The 25,351-nt window shown below is 66.9% G+C and carries 23 protein-coding genes; 7 read left to right on the forward strand and 16 right to left on the reverse strand.

The genetic code is table 11. From position 1 onward, the window contains the following. Positions 1–15 precede the first annotated feature (15 nt). The gene (locus tag RDV64_RS15715) at positions 16–1,338 is read left to right on the forward strand and encodes an aspartate aminotransferase family protein (protein ID WP_309195863.1); all 1,323 of its coding nucleotides are present in this window, start codon (positions 16–18) and stop codon (positions 1,336–1,338) included. Between the two features lie 143 nt (positions 1,339–1,481). Here the strand turns inward: RDV64_RS15715 and RDV64_RS15720 are convergent, their stop codons facing one another. Both RDV64_RS15720 and RDV64_RS15725 read right to left on the reverse strand, forming a co-directional pair. Next, on the reverse strand, positions 1,482–2,639 hold the full coding sequence (locus tag RDV64_RS15720; RefSeq protein ID WP_309195864.1) for a fumarylacetoacetate hydrolase family protein: 1,158 nt from the start codon (positions 2,637–2,639) through the stop codon (positions 1,482–1,484). 78 nt (positions 2,640–2,717) lie between these two features. Continuing rightward, positions 2,718–3,593 carry an NAD(P)-dependent oxidoreductase gene (locus RDV64_RS15725; RefSeq protein WP_309195865.1) on the reverse strand — a complete coding sequence of 292 codons (876 nt, stop codon included), beginning with the start codon at positions 3,591–3,593 and terminating at the stop codon, positions 2,718–2,720. Between the two features lie 424 nt (positions 3,594–4,017). On the opposite strand from RDV64_RS15725, the gene RDV64_RS15730 reads away from it, so the two are divergent. Then, on the forward strand, positions 4,018–4,236 hold the full coding sequence (locus RDV64_RS15730) for a hypothetical protein (RefSeq protein ID WP_309195866.1): 219 nt from the start codon (positions 4,018–4,020) through the stop codon (positions 4,234–4,236). A gap of 76 nt (positions 4,237–4,312) precedes the next feature. On the opposite strand, the gene RDV64_RS15735 is transcribed toward RDV64_RS15730, so the two are convergent. The 5 genes from RDV64_RS15735 to RDV64_RS15755 form a co-directional block, all read right to left on the reverse strand. Next, a complete protein-coding gene (locus RDV64_RS15735) occupies positions 4,313–5,896 on the reverse strand; it encodes a gamma-glutamyltransferase family protein (protein ID WP_309195867.1) in 1,584 nt (527 codons plus the stop codon). A gap of 22 nt (positions 5,897–5,918) precedes the next feature. Beyond that, on the reverse strand, positions 5,919–6,818 hold the full coding sequence (locus tag RDV64_RS15740) for an NAD(P)-dependent oxidoreductase (RefSeq protein ID WP_309195868.1): 900 nt from the start codon (positions 6,816–6,818) through the stop codon (positions 5,919–5,921). Beyond that, on the reverse strand, positions 6,815–8,497 hold the full coding sequence (locus RDV64_RS15745) for a gamma-glutamyltransferase (RefSeq protein ID WP_309195869.1): 1,683 nt from the start codon (positions 8,495–8,497) through the stop codon (positions 6,815–6,817). Before RDV64_RS15745 ends, RDV64_RS15740 begins: the two co-directional genes overlap by 4 nt. A gap of 17 nt (positions 8,498–8,514) precedes the next feature. Continuing rightward, positions 8,515–10,482 carry a TRAP transporter fused permease subunit gene (locus tag RDV64_RS15750; protein WP_309195870.1) on the reverse strand — a complete coding sequence of 656 codons (1,968 nt, stop codon included), beginning with the start codon at positions 10,480–10,482 and terminating at the stop codon, positions 8,515–8,517. A 130-nt stretch (positions 10,483–10,612) separates the two neighbouring features. Then, on the reverse strand, positions 10,613–11,602 hold the full coding sequence (locus tag RDV64_RS15755) for a TAXI family TRAP transporter solute-binding subunit (protein ID WP_309195871.1): 990 nt from the start codon (positions 11,600–11,602) through the stop codon (positions 10,613–10,615). A 142-nt stretch (positions 11,603–11,744) separates the two neighbouring features. On the opposite strand from RDV64_RS15755, the gene RDV64_RS15760 reads away from it, so the two are divergent. Next, on the forward strand, positions 11,745–12,341 hold the full coding sequence (locus RDV64_RS15760) for an XRE family transcriptional regulator (RefSeq protein ID WP_309195872.1): 597 nt from the start codon (positions 11,745–11,747) through the stop codon (positions 12,339–12,341). Positions 12,342–12,357: 16 nt separating this feature from the next. Next, a complete protein-coding gene (locus RDV64_RS15765; RefSeq protein WP_309195873.1) occupies positions 12,358–13,668 on the forward strand; it encodes an FAD-binding oxidoreductase in 1,311 nt (436 codons plus the stop codon). Here the strand turns inward: RDV64_RS15765 and RDV64_RS15770 are convergent, their stop codons facing one another. Together RDV64_RS15770 and RDV64_RS15775 are read right to left on the reverse strand one after the other, a co-directional pair. After that, positions 13,669–14,379 carry a haloacid dehalogenase type II gene (locus RDV64_RS15770; RefSeq protein WP_309195874.1) on the reverse strand — a complete coding sequence of 237 codons (711 nt, stop codon included), beginning with the start codon at positions 14,377–14,379 and terminating at the stop codon, positions 13,669–13,671. A 107-nt stretch (positions 14,380–14,486) separates the two neighbouring features. After that, entirely contained in the window at positions 14,487–14,717 is a 231-nt protein-coding gene (locus RDV64_RS15775; protein ID WP_309195875.1) for a hypothetical protein, read from the reverse strand. Positions 14,718–15,106: 389 nt separating this feature from the next. Here RDV64_RS15775 and RDV64_RS15780 point away from each other — a divergent pair, with 389 nt between their 5' ends. After that, positions 15,107–15,730 (forward strand): sterol desaturase family protein, encoded by a 624-nt coding sequence (locus tag RDV64_RS15780; RefSeq protein ID WP_309195876.1) that lies wholly within the window; start codon positions 15,107–15,109, stop codon positions 15,728–15,730. Positions 15,731–15,838: 108 nt separating this feature from the next. Beyond that, positions 15,839–17,956, forward strand: a complete 2,118-nt coding sequence (parE, locus tag RDV64_RS15785) for a DNA topoisomerase IV subunit B (RefSeq protein WP_309195877.1) — start codon at positions 15,839–15,841, stop codon at positions 17,954–17,956. Positions 17,957–17,971: 15 nt separating this feature from the next. Here the strand turns inward: parE and RDV64_RS15790 are convergent, their stop codons facing one another. Continuing rightward, the gene (locus RDV64_RS15790; protein ID WP_309195878.1) at positions 17,972–18,505 is read right to left on the reverse strand and encodes an ureidoglycolate lyase; all 534 of its coding nucleotides are present in this window, start codon (positions 18,503–18,505) and stop codon (positions 17,972–17,974) included. 115 nt (positions 18,506–18,620) lie between these two features. Here RDV64_RS15790 and RDV64_RS15795 point away from each other — a divergent pair, with 115 nt between their 5' ends. After that, positions 18,621–19,307 carry an FCD domain-containing protein gene (locus RDV64_RS15795; protein ID WP_309195879.1) on the forward strand — a complete coding sequence of 229 codons (687 nt, stop codon included), beginning with the start codon at positions 18,621–18,623 and terminating at the stop codon, positions 19,305–19,307. A 5-nt stretch (positions 19,308–19,312) separates the two neighbouring features. Here RDV64_RS15795 and RDV64_RS15800 read toward each other — a convergent pair whose 3' ends face one another. The 6 genes from RDV64_RS15800 to RDV64_RS15825 all read right to left on the reverse strand — a co-directional run bounded on the left by RDV64_RS15800 (position 19,313) and on the right by RDV64_RS15825 (position 24,847). Then, positions 19,313–20,056 (reverse strand): aldolase/citrate lyase family protein, encoded by a 744-nt coding sequence (locus RDV64_RS15800; RefSeq protein ID WP_309195880.1) that lies wholly within the window; start codon positions 20,054–20,056, stop codon positions 19,313–19,315. Then, complete coding sequence (locus tag RDV64_RS15805) at positions 20,053–21,003, reverse strand: DUF6282 family protein (protein WP_309195881.1); 951 nt, start codon at positions 21,001–21,003, stop codon at positions 20,053–20,055. The genes RDV64_RS15800 and RDV64_RS15805 overlap by 4 nt, the downstream gene beginning before the upstream one ends. 16 nt (positions 21,004–21,019) lie before the next feature. Continuing rightward, the gene (locus RDV64_RS15810; RefSeq protein WP_309195882.1) at positions 21,020–21,991 is read right to left on the reverse strand and encodes a TRAP transporter substrate-binding protein; all 972 of its coding nucleotides are present in this window, start codon (positions 21,989–21,991) and stop codon (positions 21,020–21,022) included. A gap of 47 nt (positions 21,992–22,038) precedes the next feature. After that, positions 22,039–23,319: a TRAP transporter large permease gene (locus tag RDV64_RS15815; protein ID WP_309195883.1), complete on the reverse strand. Its 1,281-nt coding sequence runs from the start codon at positions 23,317–23,319 to the stop codon at positions 22,039–22,041. Continuing rightward, positions 23,316–23,879 carry a TRAP transporter small permease gene (locus RDV64_RS15820; protein ID WP_309195884.1) on the reverse strand — a complete coding sequence of 188 codons (564 nt, stop codon included), beginning with the start codon at positions 23,877–23,879 and terminating at the stop codon, positions 23,316–23,318. The genes RDV64_RS15815 and RDV64_RS15820 overlap by 4 nt, the downstream gene beginning before the upstream one ends. Positions 23,880–24,100: 221 nt before the next feature. Continuing rightward, positions 24,101–24,847: a DUF4167 domain-containing protein gene (locus RDV64_RS15825; RefSeq protein ID WP_309195885.1), complete on the reverse strand. Its 747-nt coding sequence runs from the start codon at positions 24,845–24,847 to the stop codon at positions 24,101–24,103. Between the last annotated feature and the right edge of the window lie 504 nt (positions 24,848–25,351).

Raw genomic sequence — 25,351 nt, forward strand, 5'->3', positions numbered from 1 at the left:
AAGGAAGTGACGGGCATGGATGCACGGGTGAACCGGCCGAACGACCTCGACGCGTTCTGGATGCCCTACACGGCCAACCGCGCCTTCAAGGCCGCGCCGCGCATGTGCGTATCCGCCAAGGACATGCACTACACAACCGACGATGGCCGCAAGATCCTCGACGGCAGCGCCGCACTTTGGTGCGTGAATGCCGGCCACGCGCGGCCGCGCATCGTGGAAGCGGTGCAGCAGCAGGTGGCGACGCTGGACTTCGCCCCGTCCTTCCAGTTCGGCCACCCCCAGGCGTTCACGCTGGCCTCCCGGCTTGCGGGCATGTTTCCGGACGGGCTCGACCATGTGTTCTACGCCAATTCCGGGTCGGAGGCGGTGGACAGCGCGCTGAAGATCGCGCTTGCCTACCACCGCGCGCGCGGTGAGGGCGGCCGGGTCCGGTTGATCGGGCGTGAGCGCGGCTATCACGGCTCGGGCTTTGGCGGGACGGCGGTCGGCGGCATCGTCAAGAACCGCATCCAGTTCGGCGCGGCTGTGCAGCCGGTGGACCACATGCGCCACACCCATCTGGCGGAAAACGCGTTCAGCCGCGGCTGCCCGGCCCATGGCGCGGACCTTGCCGACGATCTGGAGCGCATGGTTGCGCTGCACGATGCCTCGTCGATCGCGGCCGTCATCGTCGAGCCGATGGCAGGCTCCACCGGGGTTCTGCTGCCGCCGGTCGGCTACCTGAAGCGCCTTCGCGAAATATGCGACCGTCACGGCATCCTCCTCATCTTTGACGAGGTGATCACCGCCTTCGGCCGGCTCGGCACCGCCTCCGCATCCGATTATTTCGGCGTGACGCCCGACCTCATCACCCTTGCCAAGGGGCTGACCAACGCCACCGTGCCCATGGGCGCCGTGATTGCTTCCTCGCACATCTACGACACGGTGCTGGCGGCGGCCGATGCGCCCATCGAGTTCTTCCACGGCTACACCTACTCGGGCCATCCGCTGGCCTGCGCCGCAGCCCTTGCCACCCTCGATACCTACGAGGAGGAGGGACTCTTTGCCCGTGCCGCCGCCCTGGCGCCGCTGTGGGAGGAGCGCGTCCACAGCCTGCGCGAGCGGCGCAACGTCGTCGATATCCGCAATCTCGGCCTTGTGGCCGCGTTCGAGCTTGCGCCGCGGCCGGATGCGCCGGGTGCCCGCGGGCTGGAAGCCGTCGCGCGCGCATTCGAGGCTGGGCTGATGGTCCGGGTGACGGCGGATATCATCGCGCTGTCGCCGCCGTTGATCGTGTCGGAAGACCAGATCGACGAGATGGTCGGGATTGTCGGCGACGTGATCGACGCCATCCAGTAGGGGCGGGGCCGGAGGGCGCTGCCTCCGGCTTTTCACTTGTCGAAGCGAGGGCAATCCCCCTCGCGCTCTCCCGGTTTGCCACCTGCCGGTTAACTGCGGAACATCGCAGCCGGCCGGCAGGTCGCAGCCCGTTCCGCCTATGGTTACAGAAGGTTGCGGCCGGCCAGATTCTGCATCAGGGCGCGGGTGCCGAAGGTCCACGGGGCGGCCTTGGTCGACAGCGTCACGCGGTTGATGAGAGCGCCCAGTGCGGGGGTTTTGATCTTCACGAGGTCGCCTTCGTGGTGGGTGAAACCCTTGCCTTCGCCGTCACGGTCCTTGGTGGGGGCAAACATGGTGCCGCAATAAAGCACGAGCCCGTCCGGGTACTGGTGGTGGGACCCGATGGTGGCGGCCACGAGTTTGTCCGGCGAGCGGCTGATCTCGGCCATGGACGAGCGGCCTTCGAGGCGGAAACCGTCGAGACCTTCCACCACCATGGCAAGGTCGGCGGTGGCGACGTCTTCGGGGACGAACGCGCCGTCATAAAGGCGGATGAACGGGCCGAGGGAGGCCGACGCGTTGTTGTCCTTCGCCTTGCCGAGGAGGAGGGCGGAGCGCCCTTCCACATCGCGCAGGTTCACGTCGTTGCCGAGGGTCGCGCCGACCGTGGTGCCGTCGGAGCGGACCACCAGCACGATCTCGGGTTCAGGGTTGTTCCACGTGGAGACCGGGTGGATGCCGACGTTCGCGCCGTGCCCGACTGCCGACATCGGCTGCGACTTTGTAAAGATCTCCGCGTCAGGCCCGATGCCCACCTCTAGATATTGCGACCAGACGCCTTTTTCCTGCAGCACGGCCTTGAGGGCCATCGCCTCGTCGGAACCGGGCGTGAGCTGGGAGAGGTCTGCGCCGATCACGTCGACGATTTCGGTGCGTAGTGCTGCGGCGCGGCTCATGTCGCCGCGGGCCTGCTCCTCGATGACTCGCTCCAGAAGGCTCGTCACGAAGGTGACGCCGGACGCCTTGATCGCCTGAAGGTCGATCGGGGCCAAGGGGTGCGGCTTGTCGGTATCGCGCGTTGTCTCGTCTGCATTGTCGAAAAGGGCGTCGGTGCTGGTAAAGCTCTCGCCGGGCGCACTGGCCGCAATATCGGCCGGGGCGGTTGCCTCGGTCACGTCGCGCATCGTCGCGAATTCGCGGCTGGTGATGTCCACCACGTCGCCGCCGCGCACTGCGACCACGGAAGGGCCGATGCCCGGGCGCCAGACGCGGCCGACAAGGGCGCCTTCGGTTTGGGGGAGGGCTTGGGTCATGTCCATCAGTGGTGCTCCGGCGGCGTGTTGTCGCTTGGGGTGAGAGGTTGGTGCGAAGTCGGGTAATCGGTTACGGGGGCGGGGTCAGCCGAGCTTGTCGGCCACGGCGGGTTCCAGCCGGCGGGATACGCGAAGGTCCCCGAAGCCCGCGTCGACGGCGGCTTGCGTGGTGCCGGCGACGGCTGCGGCAAGCGGGGAGATTTTGCCGGTGATGGCTTCGGACAATTCGGCGTAGTAGCGCGCATCCTTGGCGCTGTTGGCCATGGAGAAGGCGTGGCCGTCAAAGTCGCCGGCGAGGGCCGGGGGCACCACCTTTTCCAGCGTGCCGGAGCGGGCCGCGCCGCGCTGCATGATGCCGTGCAGCTTGTCCCAGTCCACCCCGGCGTGACGAGCCGTGGTGAAGGCTTCGGCCAGAAGCAGCACCATGCCCTGCGTCACGTAATTGTTGATGAGCTTGGCGGTGTGTGCGGTGCCGGCCGCCCCGAAATACTCCACATGGGCGGACCAGAGCGCCACAACCTCGCGGGCCTTTGCCTCAAACGGCGCGTCGGCCCCGAGCAGCGTTGCCAGCTTGCCGGCAGCAGCTTCCGGCGGGCCGCCCGCGATGGGCGCGTCGGCAAAGCCGATGCCCCGCTCGGCGAAGCCATCGGCAAGACGGCGGGTCAGCACCGGGTCGGACGTCGAGGTGTCGATGATGAGGTGGTTTTCGCGAAGCCCCGGATCCAGCTTCTGGAGGACGGCCTCGACTGCGGGAGCATCGCTGACGCAAAGGACGATGACATCCGCTTCGCGGGCCAGCGTTTCGAGGTCGGGGACCTCTAGTGCGCCAGCGGCGACCAGTCGCTCCACGCCTGCGCGGTTGCGGTGGGCGGTCACCACAAGCTGCTGGCCGCCCTTGAGCGCGCACGAGGCCATGCCTTCGCCCATCATGCCTGCCCCGACGAATCCGATTGTCGTCATGCCGTTTCTCCCTTTTTCATCTTGTTAGCAGGCGAGAGCGCCTTTTACGCAAGCCCCGCACACCGCTCCCGCGGCGCCGTGTTAGTCTGCGCTTGCGCCAAAAGAGCTATGACAGGTTGCATCAAGTGGCCGCCGGCTGCGGCGCCCGGAGGCCCATCGCACTGCTCGGCACCACACCGCGATGATGGGGCAACCTGTGTGAAAACCGTAAATTTTTGATGGACTTGCGGCTGTTCTGCAAAGCGAGCGGTCCGCAATCCGTGGCGGACGCCGATCTGCTCAAGGTGGGTTGAGCCATGGCGCGAGCCCAGCCCCGGCCAAGCCACGGGGCCTGACGGGCGGAGGCCGCCGGAACGAAGGGTTTGCCTGCCGGTTCCATCTTCAGGTTGTGGGCGCAGGCGCAGCGGGCGCGGGAGACAGTGTCATGAGTATCGTTTTCGACAGTTCCAGGCGCGTCTTCCCGGCCAGCCGCCTTGCCCTCGGTGTGGACGCAATGTTCCGGCGCATTCCGCAAACCGTGGCCCTGCCGATGAAGGCTTGGCGCTGGCGTCACTACCGGCCGGAGTGCCACTACATGCGCGGGCCGGGGCCCGCCTGCCAGCGCAAGCTGGATGCGCTGGCAGCCCGCCAGAGCGCCGGCTGACGCTCACCCCTTCGGGCAAGCGATCGGCGCTCTGTGGCGCCGTTCGCGCGGTGCGTTTCTTCTATGGGGCGAGGCCCTAGAAGCCGACCGCGTTGCCGTCCTTGCGGTGGTCCGAGCCGGCGACGTAACCGTCGTCCGTTTTCATGATGAGCTGCGCGCCGCCGAAACCGAAGGCATTGTCGGGCGCCTCGCGCGAGATCTGGTGGCCCTTTGCTTCCAGCGCCTCGATGGTGGCGGCGGGAACGTCCCACTCCACCGCCACGCCCCGGCCGGAGGTGAAGCGCCAGCGCGGCGCATCGCTCGCCGCCTGGGGCGACTGGCCGAAGATCATCGTGCGCACCAGCATCTGCACATGGCCCTGGGCCTGCATCGGACCGCCCATCACGCCATAGCTCATCAAGGGCGCACCGTCCTTCATGGCGAAGGCGGGGATGATGGTGTGGAACGGGCGCTTGTTGGGGCCCACCTCATTGGGATGACCCGGCGTCTTCACGAAGCCGAAGCCGCGATTTTGCATGTGAATGCCGGTGCCGGGCACCACAACACCGGAACCGAAGCCCGAATAGTTGGACTGGATGTAGGAGATCATCCGCCCCGAGGCATCGGCCGCGGTGAGGTATACCGTGCCGCCCTCTTTGGGCGCGCCGGCCCCCGGTTCGCCCGCGCGGTCCGGGTCGATGAGTGCAGCGCGGCTCTTGCAGTAGGCGGGATCGAGCAGCGCGTCCGGGCGCATGGTCATGGTGGCGGGGTCGGACACATAGGCGTGGGCATCGGCAAGGCCGAGCTTCAGCGCCTCGATCATCAGGTGCATGCCCTCGGGGCTGTCGGGGTGGTGCGCCTCGATGTCGAGGTGCTCCAGGATGCCGATTGCCATCAGCGCGGCAATGCCCTGGCCGTTGGGCGGGATTTCGTGAAGCGTGGTGCCGCGCAGGGTGTTCGAGATAGTGCCGCACCAGTCTGCGGTGTGGTTCGCCATGTCGGCTGCCGTCAGCACCGCGCCGTTTGCCTTGGCGGCCGCCTCGATCGCCTGAGCAAGCTCGCCGCGATAGAACGCCTCGCCCTTGGTGCTGGCAATCAGCTCCAGCGTCCTTGCCAGCGCTTCGTTGCGGTAAAGCTCACCGGCGGCGGGGGCGCGGCCACCTGGCATGAAATTGTCGGCAAAGCCCGGCTGTTCGGACAGGATCTTTGCGCCCGCTGCCCATAGCGCGGCAATGGTCGGCGACACCGAAAAGCCGTCGCGCGCGTAGCCGATGGCCGGGCCGAACAGGGTTTCGAACGGCAGCGCGCCGAACTTGTCGGACAGCGCGACCCAGGCGGAGACGGCGCCCGGGACGGTCACACTGTCCCAGCCGCGCTGGGGCATGGGGCCGTCGCCGGCAAAGCGCTCCGGCGTCCACGCGGCAGGCGAGCGACCCGAGGCATTGAGGCCGTGCAGCTCCGCACCGTCCCACAGGATCGCGAACGCGTCGCTGCCAAGGCCGTTGCCGGTGGGCTCGACCACGGTGAGCGTGATGGCGGCGGCAAGGACCGCGTCGATGGCGTTGCCGCCCTGCGCCAGCATCCGCAGCCCGGCAGAGGCCGCCAGCGGCTGTGAGGCGGAGACCATGTTGCGCGCAAGGACCGGGACCCGGCGGACGGCGTAGGGAGTGTCGAAATTCATGAAAGACCGGGCTTCTGGCTGGTTATTCGGCAAGGAGGGCAAGGCCCGCTTCGAGAAGGCGGACCGAGGCTCCGGGGGTCTTATAGGCGACGTGAGGGGTCAGCGTCACGTTTGGTGCTGCGAGAAGCGGGGCGCCGGGGCCGAGCGGCTCCTCGGCGAACACGTCGAGCGCGGCGTGGGCAAGGTGCTCCGATTGCAGCGCCGCAATGAGCGCCGTTTCATCGACCAGCGCGCCGCGGGCCGTGTTGACGAGGATGGCGCCTTGTTTCATCCGCGCCAGCGCGTCCGCGTCGATGAGGCCGGTGGTCTCCGCCGTCAGCGCCAGATGGAGGGAAACGATGTCGGCCTTCGCCAGCACATCGTCCAGCGGCATGAAGGTGGCAGGGAGGTTGTCCGGCGGGGTGCGGGCATAGGCGATCAGGTTGAGGCCGAGGGCTGCCCCAAGGCTGATCATCTCCGCCCCAATTCCGCCGGCGCCGATGACGCCAAGGGTTGCGCCGGAAAGCTCCGTCCCCACCTGCGGCACCCACTCGCCGCGCTTCAGCGCTGCATCCTGCGCCGCAACCTGGCGTGCGGCGGCAAACATCAGCGCCAGCGCGTGCTCGGCCACGCTCCGGTCGCCGTAGCCCTTGATGGTGCGCACTTCGATGCCGTGGGCTGCGGCAGCGTCAAGGTCGATATAGCTGGCAGCGCCGGTGCCGAGGAAGACGATCCGCTCAAGCGCCGGAAGCGCCGCGAAAAGAGCAGCATCCATCACCGTGTGACCGTTGAGGACACGGGCGGCATCGCCGATGATTGCGGGAAGCTCGGCCGGCGCCGGGTCGCCTTCGTGGATGCGAAGGCCCGGCACCGCAGCAAGGCGTGCCGGCGTCAGCAGCGCGTGCATTGCCGCACTGCAGTCGACGTAGACGGGGGCGGTCATCGCCCGGCAGTACCGCTGGCACGGCGCGGGTCGGCGCCGCCTTCGAGCCCACCATCGGCGCGCATTTCAACCGCGCAGAAGGTGCCGGCGAGGTAGGTGAATTCCTCCCACACCTCCACGGTGTGGCCGAGGGCGGACAGTTCGGCGCGCACGCTTTCGGGAATGCGCTTTTCGGCGCGCACCAGCCCGGGATAGCTTTCGTGCGGGGCAAAGCTCGACGGAAAGCTGTAGCTCGCCACCCGCGGCGCCTCGATCGCGTCCTGCAGATCCATGCCGTAGACGACGCGGTTGAGGAGAACCTGCGCCATGGTCTGGATCTGCACGTCGCCGCCGGGGGTGCCGAACGGCATCGCGTGCCCTTCCGGCCCGACCCAGATGGCGGGGTTGGGCGTCAGGCGAGGCCGCTTGCCGGGCGCAACGCCGCTTGGATGCGACGGGTCCGCCCAGCTCGCCGACCCGCGCGAGGACGGGACCAGCCCGGTCCCCGGAATGACGGGGCTGTTGTAGGACACGTCCGACGGCGTTGCCGAAAACGCGAGCCCGCCGGAATCCACCACCGCAATATAGGACGTATCCCCGTGGGTGGCGCCGCCGGTGCCGTCGCCAGCCTTGCCGGCCGTGCCGATGCCGGGGGCCGGCATGTCCGGCGAAGCGCTCTCGGGATCAAACGCCTTGAGCCGCTCGCGCGTGTAGGCCTCGGACAAGAGCGTCTCGACCGGAACGTCGACGAAATTGGGATCGCCGAGCACCGCCTCGCGGTCCGCGAAGGCAAGCTTCACGCATTCGATCAGCCGGTGGTAGTAGACGGCGCTGCCCCGCTCGATGCCGCGCCACTCGAAGCCGTCCAGCAACTGCATGACCTCGCCGAGGAACGGGCCCTGGCAGTAGGCGCCCGAGCACAGCACCGTGCCGCCTGCAAACCTTGCCGGCAGCGGCTTGCCGATCTCCACGCGGTAGTTGGCAAGGTCGGCCGCCGACATGAGACCGCCTTCCGCCTCGTGAAAGCGCACGATGGCCGCGGCAATGTCGCCTTCGTAGAAGGCCGCACGGGCCGCGGCGAGGCCGCCCGCGCGGTCGCCTGCGGCCCCGCTCTCGCAATCGGCCATGTACTGGAGGCTCGCCGCGAGATCGGTCTGGACGAACTTTGCGCCGGTGGCCGGGGGGCGGCCGCCGGGGAGATAGATGGCGGCGTTCTGCGGCCACTTGTTGTAGTCGGCCTCGTGGGCGGCAATCAGCTTGTGCTTCAGCCAGTGCATGGCGAAGCCGTCGCGCGCCAGCGTGATGGCGGGGGCTGCAACTTCGGCAAAACTCATGGTGCCGAAGCGGGCGAGCGCCTCGATCCATGCCGCAGGCGCTGCCGGAATGACCGTGCGCAGGATGCCGAGCGGGATCTGCCCGCCGTGCTCGCGCATGAAAAGGGTCGGGTCGAGGGCGGCGGGCCAGCCGCCGAGGCCGTCGATGGTGGTGGCGGTGCCGTCCGGCTCGCGCACCATGATTGGCGCCACGCCGGCAACGTTGACGAGGTCGCCCTGGACGACGCCGAGCACCAGCCCGCCGGCGACCCCGGCGTCGGCTGCGTTGCCCCCCGCTTCCAGAATGTCGTCGGCGGCTCTGGCGGCGAGGGCATGGCCGGCGGACGCCATGTGGTGGTGGCCGATGGCGCGGTATCCCTTGGGCATGGCAGTCCTTTCGTGGGTCAGGCAGCGGCAGCTTCAGGCCGGGGCGCGCTGAGGAACTGGCGGCCGATCACCACCGCAAACAGGGCAATGCCGACCGCCGTGGTCCACCAAGAATGGTGGAACAGGCAAAATGCCGCCGGAAGCAGCGCAATCCGCTCGACCACGTGGAGGCGCCGCCGGAACGTGCCTTCCAGCGCGATGTTGATGGCGACGAGCGCAACGCCCGCCAGAAGTGCGGTGAGCAGCTGGAGCCAGAACGGTGCGCCAAGGCCCAGAAGCTCGGGCCGGGCGATGAACAGCATCGGCAGGAGAAAGCCCGGCAGGCCGAGACGCACGGCGGTGAACGAGGTTTTCATGAAAGGCGCTTCGGCAATGTTGGCGGCCACCAGGCAACCCACCGCAACAGGCGGCGTGATGGCCGACATGTTGGCAAGGTAGAAGACGAAGAGGTGCGCCGCCAGCACCGGCACCCCAAGGTCGATCAGGGCCGGAGCGCCCAGCAGCGCCACCAGGATGTACGCGGCCGACGTTGGCATTCCGACGCCGAACACGAGGCAGGTCAGCGCAGCGATGAACACCAGCGGCCACAGGCTTTCGCCCGCGAGGTCAAGCATCATGTAGGAGAGCTTTTGCGCAAGGCCCGTGGCGGACAGCATCTCCACCATGATGGAGATGACCGCCACCACAACGGCAACCTGCGCACCGGAGTGGGCCCCGCGCGCCAGACCGCCGAGGATCGGCGCGCCCATGGATTTCACCATCGCGACCGGTGTGCGCCAGCCGAGAACGACGCGCTTCACCACTTCCAGTGCCAGCGTGATTTCCACCGCACAAAGCGCCGCCGTGTTGGCGGGGCTGCCGGTGAGGAGGAGCCAGATGAGCACGGTGACGGCGAGGATCGGGTGGCCGTGCATCAGGAACGCCCGGAGCATGGAGACGTCTGTCAGCGGGAGGCCCGCCACCTGACGCGCTTCGTGGGTGGCCCCAAGGTCGAGCTTCACCGCCTGAATGTGGACAGCAAACATCAGGTAGCCGTAGTAGATGATCGCCGGCAGCGTCGCCGCCGCAATGATCTCCACATACGGAATGCCGGTGATGCCGACGATCAGGAACGCGGCCAGCCCCATTTTCGGCGGGGTGATCTGCCCGCCCGCGGATGCAACGGCCTCCACGGCGCCGGCAAAATGCGGCTTGAAGCCGAAGCGCTTCATCATCGGAATGGTGAAGGCGCCGGTGGAGGCCACGTTGGCCATGGTGCTGCCCGAAATCATGCCCATGAAGCCGGAGCCGATCACCGCGGCCTGCGCCGGACCGGCGCGCGACTTGCCGGACAGCGCAAAGGCGATCTTCATCAGAAGGTCGAGCCCGCCGGTGGACTTCAGGAGCCCTGCAAACAGCATGTAGATGAAGATCGTCGACGCGGATACGGCGGTCAGACCGCCCAGAAGGCCGCGGAAATAGGGGATCGACGTGTAGCCGATCAGCCGCTCAAGGTTGAAGCCGTTGTGGTAGAGCAGGTCGCCCGGCATGAGAAAGCCGAAATAGCCGTAGAGCAGCCCCAGCACCGCAATCCCCGGAATGATGAGCCCCCATTCGCGCGCCGCCACAAACAGCGACAGGGCGAGGAGAAGCACGGCCACAATCAGGTCGGGGGTGTTGGGGAAAAAGGCGCGGTCGTCGATCAGCGCCTGATACTGGCTGAGCATGTAGAAGAACGGCACCAGCGCCACCAGCGCCAGAAGGGACAGAAGCCGGCGCGCCCAGCGGCGCTCCACCGGCGTTGCAACAATCAGCCCCAGGAGCGACAGGAGCAGCGCCAGCGTGAGGTGCATCGCCTTGAAGAGACCAGACGGGAAATGGAACGTCTGGATCTGGTACATGTGGAGCACCGCCATCCCCACGCCGACGATGCCGAACAGGGCCGCAGCAGGGCCCGCCGTCTTGTCGGTGAAAAGACGCGAAAATGATTTCAGCGCAGACGGCATCGGCGGTGTTCCATGACAGTCAGCCGGTGCGCCCCAAGGCGCCCGGCTGATCCGAGGGGAAAGTGGCGGCCCGGCTGCGCTGCGGGGCGGCGGCAAGCGAAGCCGCTTCGCAGCGAACCGGCAGGGCGGCTCAGCTTGCGATCGTCAGATCGTCGCGCCAGATGCCGCGCTCCTTGAAGTACTGGGCGGCACCCGCATTCACCGGCGCGTTCTTGATCATGTAGCGCACGGCAAATTCCGGATCGATGCTCTCAAGTTCCATGGAGACCTTGCGCACCGCCCCGGCGTTATCGAACACCGCCTTGGTGACCTCGTAGCCCACCTCGTCGCTCACCTTGGGTGCCGTGCCCAGAAGACCAATGGTGGCGGTGCACGGCGTCATTTCGCTAACGCCTTCCCACAGCGCGGGGTCGGCCTCGTAGGGGGAGATGCCGGGGTTGGTCTCGTTGGCGAAGTCGATGGCGTCCTTGGGCCAGCCGAGGCCGCGCACATCCACCGATGCCATCAGCTCCAGGAGAAGCGGCGAGGGACGGCCGCCGACCAGAAGCGCCGGAACGCAGTCGAGCGAGCCGGCACGGAAGGCATCGTACACTTCGCGCCAGGAGCCGAAATTCCAGTTGATCTCGTCCTTCACGCCCAGGAAGTCGGTCATCATCTCCCAGGTCCGGCGGGTGGAGCCGCCGGCGGTGGAGGGGCTGACGCGCTTGCCGCCAAGGTCGCGCGCGGTTTCGATGTCGCTGTCGGCGCGCACCATCGGCAGGGTCGCCCACGCGGTGTAGGCGAACGACTGCTCGACCGCGATCGGCTCGCGGAAGCGGCCGCGACCGGCCATCGCGTCCGCATAGTCGTTGGAGGCGGTCTGGCCGAAGTCGATCATGCCCTGGCCGATCAGCTGCAGGTTCTCCGCACCGCCGGAGGTGGACATGGAGGACGTGCGCAGGTCGCTGTACTTGTTCACGATCGCCGAGATGGTCTCGATGATGACGTAGCCGGTGGAGCCGAGGCTTGCGGAACCGAACAGCACGGGCGCCTGCGCAAAGGCGCGGGAGACGCCGGACGCTGCGATGGGCAGGGCTGCGCCTGCGGCGAGAAGCTGACGGCGATTGATCGTTGCGGACATGACGTGTCCCCCTGTTGTAGATTCAACGGCGTGGCACAGTCTCGTGAAAATCCATGCGTGTTTTTTCAGCGTCATGAAAATTTATGCCTCGTTTTTTGGTAGAGGCGGTGTAGACACGAGTCAAGAATACAAGGGGAATGCCATGCAGGCTCGGAACGGCGAAGGCAGTGCGGATCCTTATGATCTGCGCGTCGGCCAACGCCTCCGCTCCCGGCGCAAGGCACGCCGGATGACGCTTGACGAGGTGGCCAGCGCCAGCGCGATCTCGACGGCGCAATTGTCGATGATCGAGCGTGGCCTCGCCTCGCCCTCGGTGAAGGGCCTGCGCGAGATCTGCCGGACGCTCGACATCTCGGTCGCATGGCTGTTCGAGGAGGAGGATGCGGACGAAGCGCCCGAGCAGGGCATTGTCGTGCGCCGCCACCGTCGCAAGCGGTTCGATCTGTCCAAGAAGAAGATGCACAAGGAGCTGCTCACGCCGGATCTCGACGGCAAGCTGCAGTTTCTGTGGATCGAGATGCAGCCCGGCGGCTCCAGCGGGCCCGAGAAATATTTTCACGAGGGGGAAGAGACCGGTCTCATCCTTTCGGGACGCATGCGCCTTGTGGTCGAGGACGATACCTTCACGCTGGAAGAGGGGGACAGCTTCCGCTTTGACAGCCACCGCCCGCACCGCTTCGAAAATGCCGGCGACACCCCTTGCAAGGTGCTGTGGGTCTGCACCCCGCCATTTTACTAAAGCATGAGAGCCGCTGATGATTGCTGAGATGATGCGCCCGGCGATGCCGCCCTCGCTGTGGGCCGAGACCGTGCGCGAAACATTCGATGCGCCACCGCTGACGGGCGACGCGGACGTGGACGTGGCCATTGTCGGCGCCGGGTTCACGGGCCTCAGCACTGCGCTGCATCTGGCGCGCGGCGGGGCGCGGGTGGTGGCGCTGGACGCCGGCGAGCCCGGCTGGGGCGCCTCCGGCCGCAATGGCGGTCAGGTGATTGCGGGGCTCAAGGATGATCCGGATGCGCTGGACGCAAGGTTCGGCGCGGCCGATGGCGGGTTGATGGCAGAGACGGCCGGCAGCGCCCCTGCCTTGGTGTTCAGCCTGATCGAGGAATTCGGGATCGACTGTGACGTCCAGAAGGCGGGCTGGATCCAGCCGGCCCATTGCGACAGTGCGCTGGCAACCGTCCGCCGCCGCTGCGGCGAGTGGGCGGCAAGGGGCGCGCCCGCGCGGATGCTGGACGCCGGCGAGGTCGCAACGCTGCTGGGCAGTCGCGCCGATGCCTACCGCGGCGGCTGGCTGGACGAGCGCGGCGGTGCAGTGCAGCCGCTGGCCTATGCGCGCGGCCTTGCGCGGGCCGCTGCCGCCTGCGGAGCCGCGGTTCACGGCCGCTCGCGCGCCACGGCGCTGACCCGGGAGGGGGAACGCTGGCGCCTCGACCTTGAAAATGGCGTGACCGTGCGGGCCGACCAGATCGTTCTTGCCACCAATGGCTACACCGATGGTCTCTGGCCCGGCCTCAGGCAGACCGTGGTGCCGGTGTACAGCTTCCAGACCGCTTCGCAGCCTCTGTCTCACAACGCGCGGGCGGCGATCTTTCCGAACGACCATGTCGCCTCCGACACGCGACGGCTCCTGTGGTATTTCCGGCTGAGCCGGGAGGGCCGGCTGGTGATGGGCGGACGCGGACCCTACCGCGAGACCCCCGGCGAGGACGCCGCCCGGATGGCGCTGAAAAACCTGGAGACGCTGTTTCCGGAGGCCGGACCGCTGGAGCCGTCGTTCAGCTGGGCAGGGCGCGTTGCGATGACGCGGGACCATTTTCCCCATCTCCATCAGCTTTCGAGGGGGCTGTGGGCGGGGCTCGGTTTCAACGGGCGCGGCGTTGCGATGGGAACGATGATGGGCCGCTGCCTTGCGCAGGCGGTGCGCGGGGAAACGCCCGGCATGCCGGTGACGCGGCCGGAACGCTTCAAGTTTCACGGGTTCGGCCGCTGGGGCGTTGCCGCCTACGCCGCACTTTACCGCCGGCGCGATGCGCGGGAGGCCGCGGACCCCTCGCTTTGATCAACGCGCCTGGCGCAGCGCGCGGGCAAGGTCTGGCAGGGTTTCGGCGAAATGGTCGCAGCCGTCGCCGGGGGCAAGGTCCGTGGTCTGGCCGGGGCCGTGCTCGAGGGGGCGAGGGATGAACATGGTCCTGAAGCCGCAGGCGCGGGCGGCGGCAAGGTCGCTGTTGTGCGCGGCAACCATCGCGCATTCTTCGGGCTGCAGCATCAAAAGCGCGGCGGCGCGCAGGTAACTCTCCGGCTGGGGCTTGTAGTGGCCGGTGGTTTCGGCGCCCATGATGGCGTCCCAGCGCCAGCCATTGTGGCGCGCAAGGTCAACCATCAGCCGCACATTGCCGTTGGAATGGGGCGCAAGGACAAAGCGCTCGCCCAGCATCGCCAGCCCCTCGGTCACATCGGCCCAGGGGCTGAGCCTGTGCCAGAACAGCGTCATCCCACGCCGCTCGTCGTCGGAAGCGCTGATGCCGAAATCGTCGAGCGTGGCGTCCAGGCTTTCCCGGTGGAGGGTGTCGAGCGGGACGAACGCCCGTGCCCCGCTGCGCACGGCTTCCATGGAGGGCTGGTAGCGCCCGCGCCAAGCATCGGCAAATGCCGCGCCCTGGTCGGTGAACGGCGCCATCTGGTCAGCAACGGACGTGCGCCAGTCCACCAGGGTGCCGAACACATCGAACAACAGCGCCTTGATCATCACGGCAAGATCCACGGCGCACACGCGCGCTCAACGGCTGGGCGCGGGGTTGCGTCCTGCAGGGCCGGCCCGTTCAATCCGGGCCGGTCTGTGCCATCTTCAGGCGTGAGGCGGGTGGAGGCAAGCGGCGCCTAGCTTGTGGGGTAGGCCTTGGCGCTGCTCCAGCTGCAGCCGGACTTGCCGGCGCCGACCTGACGCACACTGGTTCCGGCGGGCGTGCTGGCAGGTTGCGGCGTGGTTGCCACGGTTGTGGACTGGGCGGGTGCGGTGACGGCGCTTGCCACCGGCTTTTCCGCCGATTGGGCGAAAGCGGGTGCGGCAAACAGTGCAACGGCGGCGGCGAGAGCAACGTGACGGACCATCGTATATCTCCTTCGTCTTGCCATTTGAGGTTACGGTCGGGGTGCCCACCCTGCAAGCACAGGATACACGCGGATTGACGCAGGTTCGGCAGCAAAGGCACGGCACCCCGTCCTGACCGGCGCCCAGGGCATAAAAAGCGCGCCTGACCGACCGGACCGCGCGATGCCGGACCATGCCGCAGCCTCATACTTGACAGAACCATGCGTCGCCGGTCAGTGGTGAGCCACTGGTCGGCATAATAGCGTGCGCAAACGGCTGGCACGTCCTTTGCTGGGCGAGCTGAACCTGAACAGTTTTGGACGACCCGCAGTGTTCATTCGGTGAAACTGCGGGGATGCCTGTGAAACGGATTGAAATGTCTCAGAAGTCGTCGTCGCGGGCTCAGGCTATGGCACGGGCCGAAGCCTCTCGGACACACACGATCCGCGACATCATCATTTATCCGAAGACCCGAAAGCTGGTTCTGATCTGGCTCAGCTTCAACGCCGTAATCATCACGCTGGCCGTGCGTGCAGCGGAGGGGATCGTCCTGCCGCTGGTCGGCATCGTCTGCGGCATGATCATCTACAGCGTCGTCGAATATCTTTCGCACCGGTTCCTCTACCACGACGTGCCGAAGAGCCGGATCCTGCGGCTCCTCACCGCAGATGTGGCGCGCGCGCACCTGCGCCACCACGAAGAGCCGGCGAAATATGGCGGGGCGATCAACGGCAACCAGCTTCCGGTGGTGGGTTTTGCGACCGTGCTGGCGTTATTGGCGCTGGTCGCGCCGCTACCTCTGGCGGCGACGCTGTTTGCGCTCGCGTCCGGCACGCTGTCCTACATGGCGCAGGAGCTGGTTCACTTCGGCTGCCACCAGCTTCCCATGCGCGGCCGTTTCGCGTCTGCGATGAAGCGGCACCACATGCTGCACCACTACCGTGACGATACCGCGAACTTCGGGATCCTGTGGTCGGTCTGGGACGTCTGGCTCGGCACACATGTCGAGCGCAAACTGGCGGGAAAAAGCTGATTGGCCGCAGCGTCCGCCGATTTTTGAGGAAAACGGTGCGCTGATTCACAGCGGGCACCTGTTGCACCGGGCCGGAGCGCGCTACATGGATGCGTATCACCGGACAAAATGATGGCCAGCAAAGACCTCTTCGAATCCGGCGCGCCCGACAGCCGGCCCGCAACCCCCAAAAAAACCAAGCCCGCAGAGGCCAGCGCTCCTGCAACCGAGCCGAAGCCGGGCGGGACCAGTCCCGAGGCGGAAAAAGACCTCTCGCCGGCCGCGGCGAAGAAGGCGGCTGCCGCGCGCGATGCCGGGGAGGCGGGCTACACCGCTGCCGATATCGAGGTGCTGGAGGGACTTGAGCCTGTCCGCCGCCGCCCCGGCATGTACATCGGCGGGACGGACAGCCGCGCGCTCCACCACCTCTTTGCCGAAGTTCTCGACAACTGCATGGACGAGGCCGTCGCCGGCCACGCCAGCTGGATTGAGGTGCGTCTCACGCCCGACCACCTCTGCGTCACCGACAATGGCCGCGGCATCCCCGTGGAACCGCACCCCCGTTTTCCGGACAAGTCCGCCCTCGAAGTCATCATGACCACGCTCCACGCGGGCGGAAAATTCGACTCGAAGGCCTACGAGGCGTCGGGTGGTCTCCACGGCGTGGGCATCTCGGTGGTCAACGCCCTGTCCGAAGATCTCATCGTCGAGGTGGTGCGCAACCGCACGCTCTACCGGCAGAGCTTTTCGCGCGGCCTCGCGCAGGGGAAGCTGGAGGAGGTGGGGGCTGCCCCCAACCGCCGCGGCACCAAGGTGATGTTCCGGCCCGACCCGGAGATCTTCAAGGGCCTCAAGTTCGACCCCAAGCGCCTGTTCGCGCAGACCCGCGCCAAGGCGTACCTGTTCGCCAACGTCGAGCTGCGCTGGCGGGCCGACCCGTCGATGCTGACGGGAGACAACGCGCCCCCCGCCGAAGCCACGTTCCGCTTTCCCGGCGGCCTTGCCGACTATCTGGAAGGCGAACTTGCCAGCGGGCCGAAGATCCACGACGCGATCTTCGCCGGCCGCTCGGGCGAGCCGGGCCGCAAGGGCTCGGTGGAGTGGGCTGTCGGCTTCGTGCCGGTGGACGAGTTCTCGCGCTCCTACTGCAACACGATCCCCACGCCGGAGGGCGGCACCCACGAGGCCGGCCTCCGCTCGGCATTGCTGAAGGGTTTCAAGAGCCACGGCGAGCGGGTCAACGCCAAGAAGGTCACGCAGGTGACAGGCGACGACGTGATGGCCTGCGCTGCCTCCGTCCTGTCGGTGTTCGTGCGTGAGCCGGAATTCGTTGGCCAGACCAAGGACAAGCTCTCCACCACGTCGGCCACCCGCCAGGTTGAGACGGCGGTGCGCGAGGCGTTCGAGGAATGGCTCGCTGCCGATGCCGCCCGCGCTGCCACCGTCATGGATGCCGTCGTCGACAAGTCCGACGAACGGCTCCGTCGCCGCGCCGAAAAGGACGTCGCCCGCCGGTCGGCCACCCGCCGCACGCGCCTGCCGGGCAAATTGTCGGACTGCACGCAGTCGCAGGCGTCGGGCACGGAGATCTTCATTGTCGAGGGCGATTCGGCTGGCGGATCGGCCAAGCAGGCGCGGGCCCGTGCCACCCAGGCCGTGCTGCCGCTGCGGGGCAAGATCCTCAACGTGGCCAATGCGGGGCGCGACAAGGTCTCGTCCAACCAGCAGCTTGCGGATCTGACGCTGGCGCTCGGCTGCAGCTCCCGCAAGGATTTCGACCTTGCCAAGCTGCGCTATGAGCGCGTCATCATCATGACCGACGCGGACGTGGACGGCGCGCACATCGCCTCGCTGCTCATCACCTTCTTCTACCGCGAGATGCCGGCGCTGATCGACGACGGGCACCTCTTCCTCGCCGTCCCGCCGCTCTACAAGCTGACCCAGGGCGCCAAGACGCTGTACGCCCGCGACGACCGTCACCGCGAAGAGCTGATGAAGACCGAGTTCAACGCAGAGCGGAAGATGGAAATCGGCCGCTTCAAGGGCCTTGGCGAGATGATGCCGGCGCAGCTGAAAGAGACGACCATGGATCCCAAATCGCGCACCCTCCTGCGCGTCGCGATCCGGTCGGAAGTGGATGCCACCGCCAGCTCCATCGACAGGCTGATGGGCAACAAGCCCGAAGCCCGGTTCGCCTTCATTCAGGAGAACGCGGAATTTGCCTCCGCCGAGGCGCTGGACATCTGAGGCTGCGACGGTCCGTCAGCTCACCGTCACAGCGACGGGGGTGTCGAGCGCAATGAGCTCGGTGTCCGGGGCAGCGCCGCGCCACATCGCCATCAGAAACTTGCCGCCCTCGCTTAATGCGGTGAGGCCGGCATGCCAGACGCCGGGGCGGTAGATCACCGCCTGGCCGGGCGTTGAGGCGAACGCGGTGAGCGTCGTCTCGTCCGGCTTGCCGTCCGCGCCCGCGCGGGCCACCAGCACCAGCGCCGTTGCGCCCGCCACCGGCAGGAACGCCTGCTCGGAGTGGGGGTGCTGCTCCAGCTTGGTGATGGACAGCGCGCCGTGCGTGGCCGCAAGATCGAACCACGACAACACCATCACCGCATCGTCCTCCGTCCGCGCAAGAGCGGTCGCAATGTCGTGCCGCGTGGCGCGGCCTTCATTGACGCGGGCCGGCGCATCGAGCGGCATCACACGGCCGAAGGGGGCAAAGCTGCCCGCCGACAAAGGGGCTGTGCGAAGGGTCCGGGGGGAGGTGATCTGATCGAGGTTTTCAGTTGTTGAAGGCATGGCGGTCCGTAAGGAAATCGGGATGAAAATGGCGTGGTGCACGAACGGACTAGCCGGTCTGGCCAGTGCCGTGTCAGATGGGTGGCGCGAACAAGATCGTGCGGGGAGAAGTATTGTGCTTAAGCGGATGCAGCAACCGGTGCCGATCCGCACCGCCGAGCGCATACAGGCGCTGATCGGCGAGAGCGGACTTGGCGTTGGCGACGCGCTGCCCGGCCAGCGCCAGCTGGCCGCGACGCTGGGCGTCTCGCGTCCATCGCTGCGCGAGGCATTGTCGATCCTCGAAACGCTGGGAATCATCCGCGTTGAGGCGGGACGTGCGGCCTTTGTGGCGGACGGCAGCGGCGGCGGCGGTTCGGAAAGCCCCTGGCGCTACGGGGCATTCTACAGCCTGCGCGACGTGTACCAGACCCGCGTGGTGATCGAGGGCATGGCGGCGGGCCTGACGGCGCTGGCTGTCCATGGCGAGGTGATTGCCGAGTTCACCGCCATCTGCGACGCGATGGACGATGCCGCGGCAAGCCGCGACCCTGTCGCGCTGGCCGGCGCTGACGCCCGCTTCCACGACCTCACATTGTCGCTGTGCGGCAACGCCCTGTTCCAGAAGATCTACCGCGACACCCGCGACGTGTTTGTGGAGAGCCAGCGCGTGCCGATGGTGGAACGCGCGCGCCTCGCCGAAACCGCCGCCGAGCACCGGGCTGTGCTTGATGCTTTTCGTGCCCGCGACATGGACGGGGCGAGGGCGGCGATGGAAAGTCACATCCGCAACGCCGCGGCACGGGCTGGGCTTTCGGTCTGATCGCTTCAAGCCGCGGCGTCCCGCACGGTGGCCAGCGCCCGCTCGGCGCCGTCGAACAACAGGTTCACGTCGTTGGTGGCAATCACCACCGACGCGCCATGCGCCGTGCCATAGGGGCCGACCAGCGCCGGCGGCAGGCCGATCACCCCGTAGGCCTTGCCGGCACGGGCCGTTGCGCTGGCGATGGCGGCGAAGGCAGCCGCCACCTCGGGGTGGTCGAGGTTGCCGAGATGGCCGAGCGAATCGGCAAGATCGTTTGCGCCGACCATCAGCATGTCGATGCCCGGCACGGCGGCGATGGCGTCCGCCGCGGCCACGCCTTCCGCGCTCTCGATCATCGCCACCACGGTGAGGGCCGGTTCGGCGTTGGCCACCAGCGTGCGCGGCGGGGTCGGGCGGAACTGGTGGAGCGCGAGGGGACTGGGGATCGAGCGGCGGCCGACCGGCGCAAAGCGCACAGCCGCCGCAATGGCGCTGGCCTGCGCGGCAGTATCGACATGGGGCACGACGATACCGGCCGCGCCGCAGTCCACCAGCCGCGCCAGACCGTCCGGGCCGTTGCCGCCGGCGCGCACCCACACGGGAAAGCCCGCAAGCCCGCCGGCAATGCACATCTGTGCCACGTCGCCAACGCCGATTGAGGTGTGTTCGGTGTCGGCCAGCAAGAGGTCGAACCCTGCGCCTCTGGCGATCGCGACGATTTCCACCGTGCGCATCACCGAGGCGGCAAGGCCGATGCGCAGCGTCACGAAGGCACCTTGAAGAGGCGCGCCGGCGTGTCGCTCACCATAACGCGTACCGCGTCGCGCGGTGCGCCGCAGCCGATGAGGAGCATCAGGAGTTCGCGCAGCGCCTCGACGGGCGGGGCGAGCGTGACCGAACCAGAATCGCTCGACAGCACGATCTTTTCGGGCGGGACGGTCTTCAGGACATCGACGACGCGGCGCACGTCGGCTCTCGCGAACTGGTGCGGCTCGGCGTCGATCATGGTTTGCGGAACATCGGTCGCGTGGCTGAGGACGAAGAAGGAATATTCCAGCGTGCAGCCGGTGGCGGACACCGCCAGTGCCTCCTCTCGGGTGAGGTAGGCGGCGGGGCACAGCATCCGCGTGCAGCCGCGCGCGGCGGCCGCTTCGGCCACCGCGACGGCCTCAGGACCGGACAGGTGGCCAAGGTTGAAGACGACGTCGGCCCCGGTGCAGAGGTCGATGATCTCGGGCAGGGGGTCGGGCAGCGGGCCGGTGGTCGGCACCGACAGGCAGCTCTCGATATAGGCCGGGCTGCGGTTCTCGGACCGCGCCACGAAGGCGGTATGATGGCAGGGGAGCGAGACGAAGCGCGCGCCGCCATCGCCATACCCCATGCCGAGCGCCGTGGTGACGGCGCGGGGCGACAGGCCGCCGGCGTAAGGCTCCAGAATGATGCCGCCGAACACATCGACACCGAGGTGCGCAAGTTCGCGCCGGGCAAGTGCCGCAAGGCCGGAGGTGTTGGCAAACACGTCCATCAACCCGATGCCGCGCTGGCCGGCGGCAGCGGCCGCGCGCACCGCATCGAACACGGTGAGGGTGCGCTGATTGATGTGCGGGCAGGCGTGAACATGGCTGTCCACGGAGCCTGCGACAAGTTCCATCCCCGGCGGACCGGGGATGGGGAGCGTTGCAAATGAGGGGCCGTCGACGGGTTCGGAAGTCATGACCCCTCCTGTTCGATTATTGGCTGAGGGTCTCGAACAGCGTCTTCTGGCTGTCGGTCTCCAGGAACTCTTCGTAAAGCGGCTTGGCCTTCTCGCGGAAGTCGGCGAGCGCGGGCTTGGTGATGGTCACGCCCTTGCCTTCAAGCTCGGCCAGCAGCGGCTCTTCCTGCTCGACGACGTACTTGCGCTGCCAGAGGGCCGACTCTTCGCCAGCTTCCATAAGGGCGGCCCTCACGTCTTCCGGCAGTTCGTTGAACTTGGCCTCGTTCATGACGATCTGCGCCGTCAGGTTCAGCCAGCCGACCAGCGCAAAGTCGCTCGCGACCTCGTAGAATTTCTGTGCGTTGTAATCCGACGTTGCACCCTCGGCGCCGTCGACCACGCCCGACTGCAGCGCGCCATAAAGCTCGGCGTAGGCGAGCGGGGTGGGGTTGGCCCCGAACGCGCGCCAGGTGGAGACGTGCATCGGCACCTGCATGGTGCGCAGCTTCAGGCCCTCCACGTCGGCAAAGCTCTCGATGGGCTTCTTCGTCATCATGTGGCGGATGCCGGAGGAGTAGGTGCCGATCAGCTCGAAGCCGGCGCTTTCAGAGGCAGCCTGCATGGCTTCCTTGGCGGCGGGCTGCTCGACCGCATCGCTCATCGCCATGATGTTCTCGAACATGAACGGCATGTCGAGGACGCGCAGATCGCTGACGTAGTTGGAGAGGACCGAGTTGGAGGTCATCGCCATCTCGACGGTGCCGAGGAGCACGCCTTCGACCAGCTGTGCTTCGTCGCCGATCTGACCGTTGGGGAAGATCTCGATGGTGGCCTTGCCGTCGGTCTTTTCTTCCAGAAGGTCGCGCAGCTTCTGCAGGCCCATGTCCTGAATGCTGCCGGCGACGTTGGTGTGCCCGGCCTTGATGACGATGTCCTGGGCAAAGGCCCCGGTTGCGCCGAGGGCAAGCCCCGTCGCGACGAGGGTGGAGAACGCGATGTGTTTCATGAATGGCTCGCTGGTTGTTGGGAGATGTTGGGTGTTTCGGCGGCGCGTCACGGGAAGAACACGCGGGGCAGCGCAAGCACGATGGCCGGCACGTAGGAGACCAGCGCCAGCACCGCGATCATCGGGATCAAGAGGATCCAGATCCGACCGGAGACCTGCTCCACGGTCCGGCCGGAAACCATCGCGGCCACGTAGAGGCAGATGCCGTAGGGCGGTGTGATGACGCCGATGGACAGGTTGAGCGTTGCCATCACGCCGAACTGCACGGGGTCGATCCCGTAGCTCACCGCAATCGGCATCAGCACCGGCAGGATGATCAGGATCGCCGAGATGCTCTCCATGAACATGCCGACGATCAGCAAAAGCAGGTTGACGATGAGGAGGAAGATCACCGGATCGCTGGTCAGGGAGCGGAGCCAGCTGTCCAGCATCTGCGTGGCGCCAAGGCTGGCGATGATCCAGGAGAAGATGCTGGCGGTGGCGACAATCATCAGCACTGCCGCGGAGATGGATACCGACTTGAGGATCAGCGGCGGAATGTCCCTCAACCCGATCTCGCGGTAGACGAACAGCGAGACGATCAGCGTCACGATCACCGCCACGCAGGCCGCTTCCGTTGCGGTGAAAATGCCGCCGACAATGCCGCCGACAATAATGAAGGGCAGAGTGAGCGCGGGCAGCGCATCGACGAAGGCGCGGCCGAGCCGAGCGCGCGAGAAGGGCTCCGAATCGCGGTACGCATCGCCGCCGCGCCGGGCGAACACATAGGCGGTGATGCCGAGCGCCAGCGCAATGAGAAGGCCGGGCACGATGCCGCCGAGGAACATGGCGCCGATGGAAAGGTTGGAGGTGATCGCCACCACCACCATGATGATCGACGGCGGAATGATGGGCGCGAGCGCGCCGGAGGCCGCGATGATGGAGGCGGCCATGTCGATGTCGTAGCCGCGCTTCTTCATTTCCGGCGACAGGATGGAGCCGACGGCGGCGGTGTCGGCGGAGCCGGAGCCGGATATGGCGGCAAGGCCGGTGCCGGTGACGATGGCAACCAGAAAGAGGCTGCCGGTGATCCACCCCACCAGCGCCGCGGAAAGGTCCACGAAGCGCCGCGCAATGCCGCCCGCTGCCATGATGACGCCGGCCGCGACGAAGAACGGGATCGCCATCAGCGGGAAGGAGTTGATGCCGCCATAAAGGCGCTGGGCGACAATGACGAGCGGCGTGTCAGTCATCATCACGATGGTGAGGAGGGCCGCGACGCCGAGCGCGAAGACGATGGGGAGGCCGGAGAAGATGAGGAGGAGGAAGCCCCCGAACGCGAGACTCATTCGCCGACCTCCACGGTGGACAGGCGCTTGGAAGGGTCAATCAGCGTCGGCAGGGTCGCAATCGCGAATTCGAGCAGGAAGTAGCTCACGCCTACGGGAAGTGCGGCATAGGGAATTGCAAGCGGCAGCCGCAGCGCGGGCGACTTCACGATCATCCCGATGGACAGCATGCCGAAGCTGCTGACGATGATGACGAGGAGGAGCCACGTGCCGAGGAGAAAGGCGGTGCCCTGTGCCAGGCGCTGCACCATGGGCGGGCAGCGGGAAACCAGAATGTCGATCCCGACGTGCTGGCGGTTTCGCATGGCAATGCCGGCGCCCAGAAGAACGAGCCAGATCTGCGCAAACGTGGCGGTTTCTTCGGTCCACGCGATGGAGAAGTTGAAAACGTAGCGGCCGGCGATCTGAGCGGCGATGGCAACTGTCATGTACGAAAACAAGACGATGGCGATAACGTCGATCAGCCGGCGCAACACGGTCAGTCCAATTCGCGCAGCCTTCAGCAACACCGGCTCGCGCGGAGCTGGTTCAGACGGCAACGCGGTCGATTCTGTCATCATTCGGGCGCTCGATGTTGGCGCCGGTGCGGTCAACTGGCTTTACCGGCCTGACCAGTATCTACACGCCCAATTTTCGAGCAAGTCTTAAATCTATGCCGCAGGTGCACGCGCAGTGTGCGGTGGCAGCCATTGTTGGCGGGGCGGCTTGCCGGGGCGCGCACAAAAAAGCCGCACCGGCCATATTGGCGGGTGCGGCTCGGTCCTGCGCGGGCTTCGTTGCCTCAGCTCGGCTGCTGTTCGGCGGTGGCGTCTGCGGACTCGGCGTCGTCGGTACGGCGCGGGGCGCGGGGACGCCGTGTCGTCGAGCGGGCGCGGCGCTTGGGCTTCGGCGCTTCGGTCTCTTCGCTGGCCTCGGTGCCTGCTGCAGCGTCAATCACCGGTTCGACGATGGGTTGTTCGTCGCTGGTGTCGGCACTGTCTTCGACAGGACGGGCGGTCTTGGCCGGGCGGCGGCGGCTCGTGCTGGGTTTGGGCGCGGGCTCCTGCTGCGGTGCTGCGTTCTGCTCGTCGTCGCCGTCATCATCGTCATGGCTGGCGTTGTTGCCATTGCCGTTGCCATTTCCGTTGAACCGCAGCGCGCTGCGCACGCCTTCGTCGTCTTCCTCGACACCGTCGAAGCCGTTGATGTTCGGCTGTTCGTTGGTGCGGTAGGGCTGACGGTCGTCGAATCGGTTGCGTTCGCCGGGTTCGCGCTGCTGTTCGCGCGGGGCCTGCTGGTTGCTCTGCTCGTAAGCCGACGCGACGATCCGGTAATAATGCTCGGCGTGCTGAAGGTAGTTTTCGGCTTGAACACGGTCGCCGGACGACTGCGAATCGCGGGCGAGCTGGGCGTATTTATCCGCCACCTGCAACGCGCTGCCCCGGATTTTTACATCAGGCCCGTTGGATTCATAGGAGCGCGACAGCGGGTTGCTGTTCTTGCTCCGATTGCGGCCACGCGGACGCTTGTTTGAACTGTTGGGTCTCATTGGCTCTCTCGTCCGGGACACACGATACGGCGACCGGAACATGTCTTGAGGGCGGACGTCTTAACCGTTTCCTTAAAACCGGATGCTTCTGACGCTGCGCGATTGCGTTTTGCCAGATTTCCCAACCGGTGTGGCGGAGCATCGCAATGCAATTCTCCGAAAACTCGGCCCGTGCCGTGGCATTGTACCGGAACCCGGTAAACGCCGTGCAGGCGGTCCATTACCCGGCGCGGTGACACAGTTGTGCCGGGCGGGCGGTCAGACTGAAGAGGACCGCACAGTCCCGGGCACCGCTGCAGCAGCGCACCGATCCAAGATTCCCGCAGGGAATGCCGCGCAAACGAATCACGGCTCGGCCCTTTTGGACCGTTGTTCGCCTGCAGGCGTCTAAGATTACGTTGTCCCGCGAAGGGACTAAATTTCGTTCGCCCTACCGGAGGACTGGCACGCGAGGGGTCTGGCTGCAGTGGCGCGACCCTCGGCCAACGCAGATACGTTAGCGGT

This window comes from Acuticoccus sp. MNP-M23 (assembly GCF_031195445.1).
In the GTDB taxonomy this organism is placed as follows: domain Bacteria; phylum Pseudomonadota; class Alphaproteobacteria; order Rhizobiales; family Amorphaceae; genus Acuticoccus.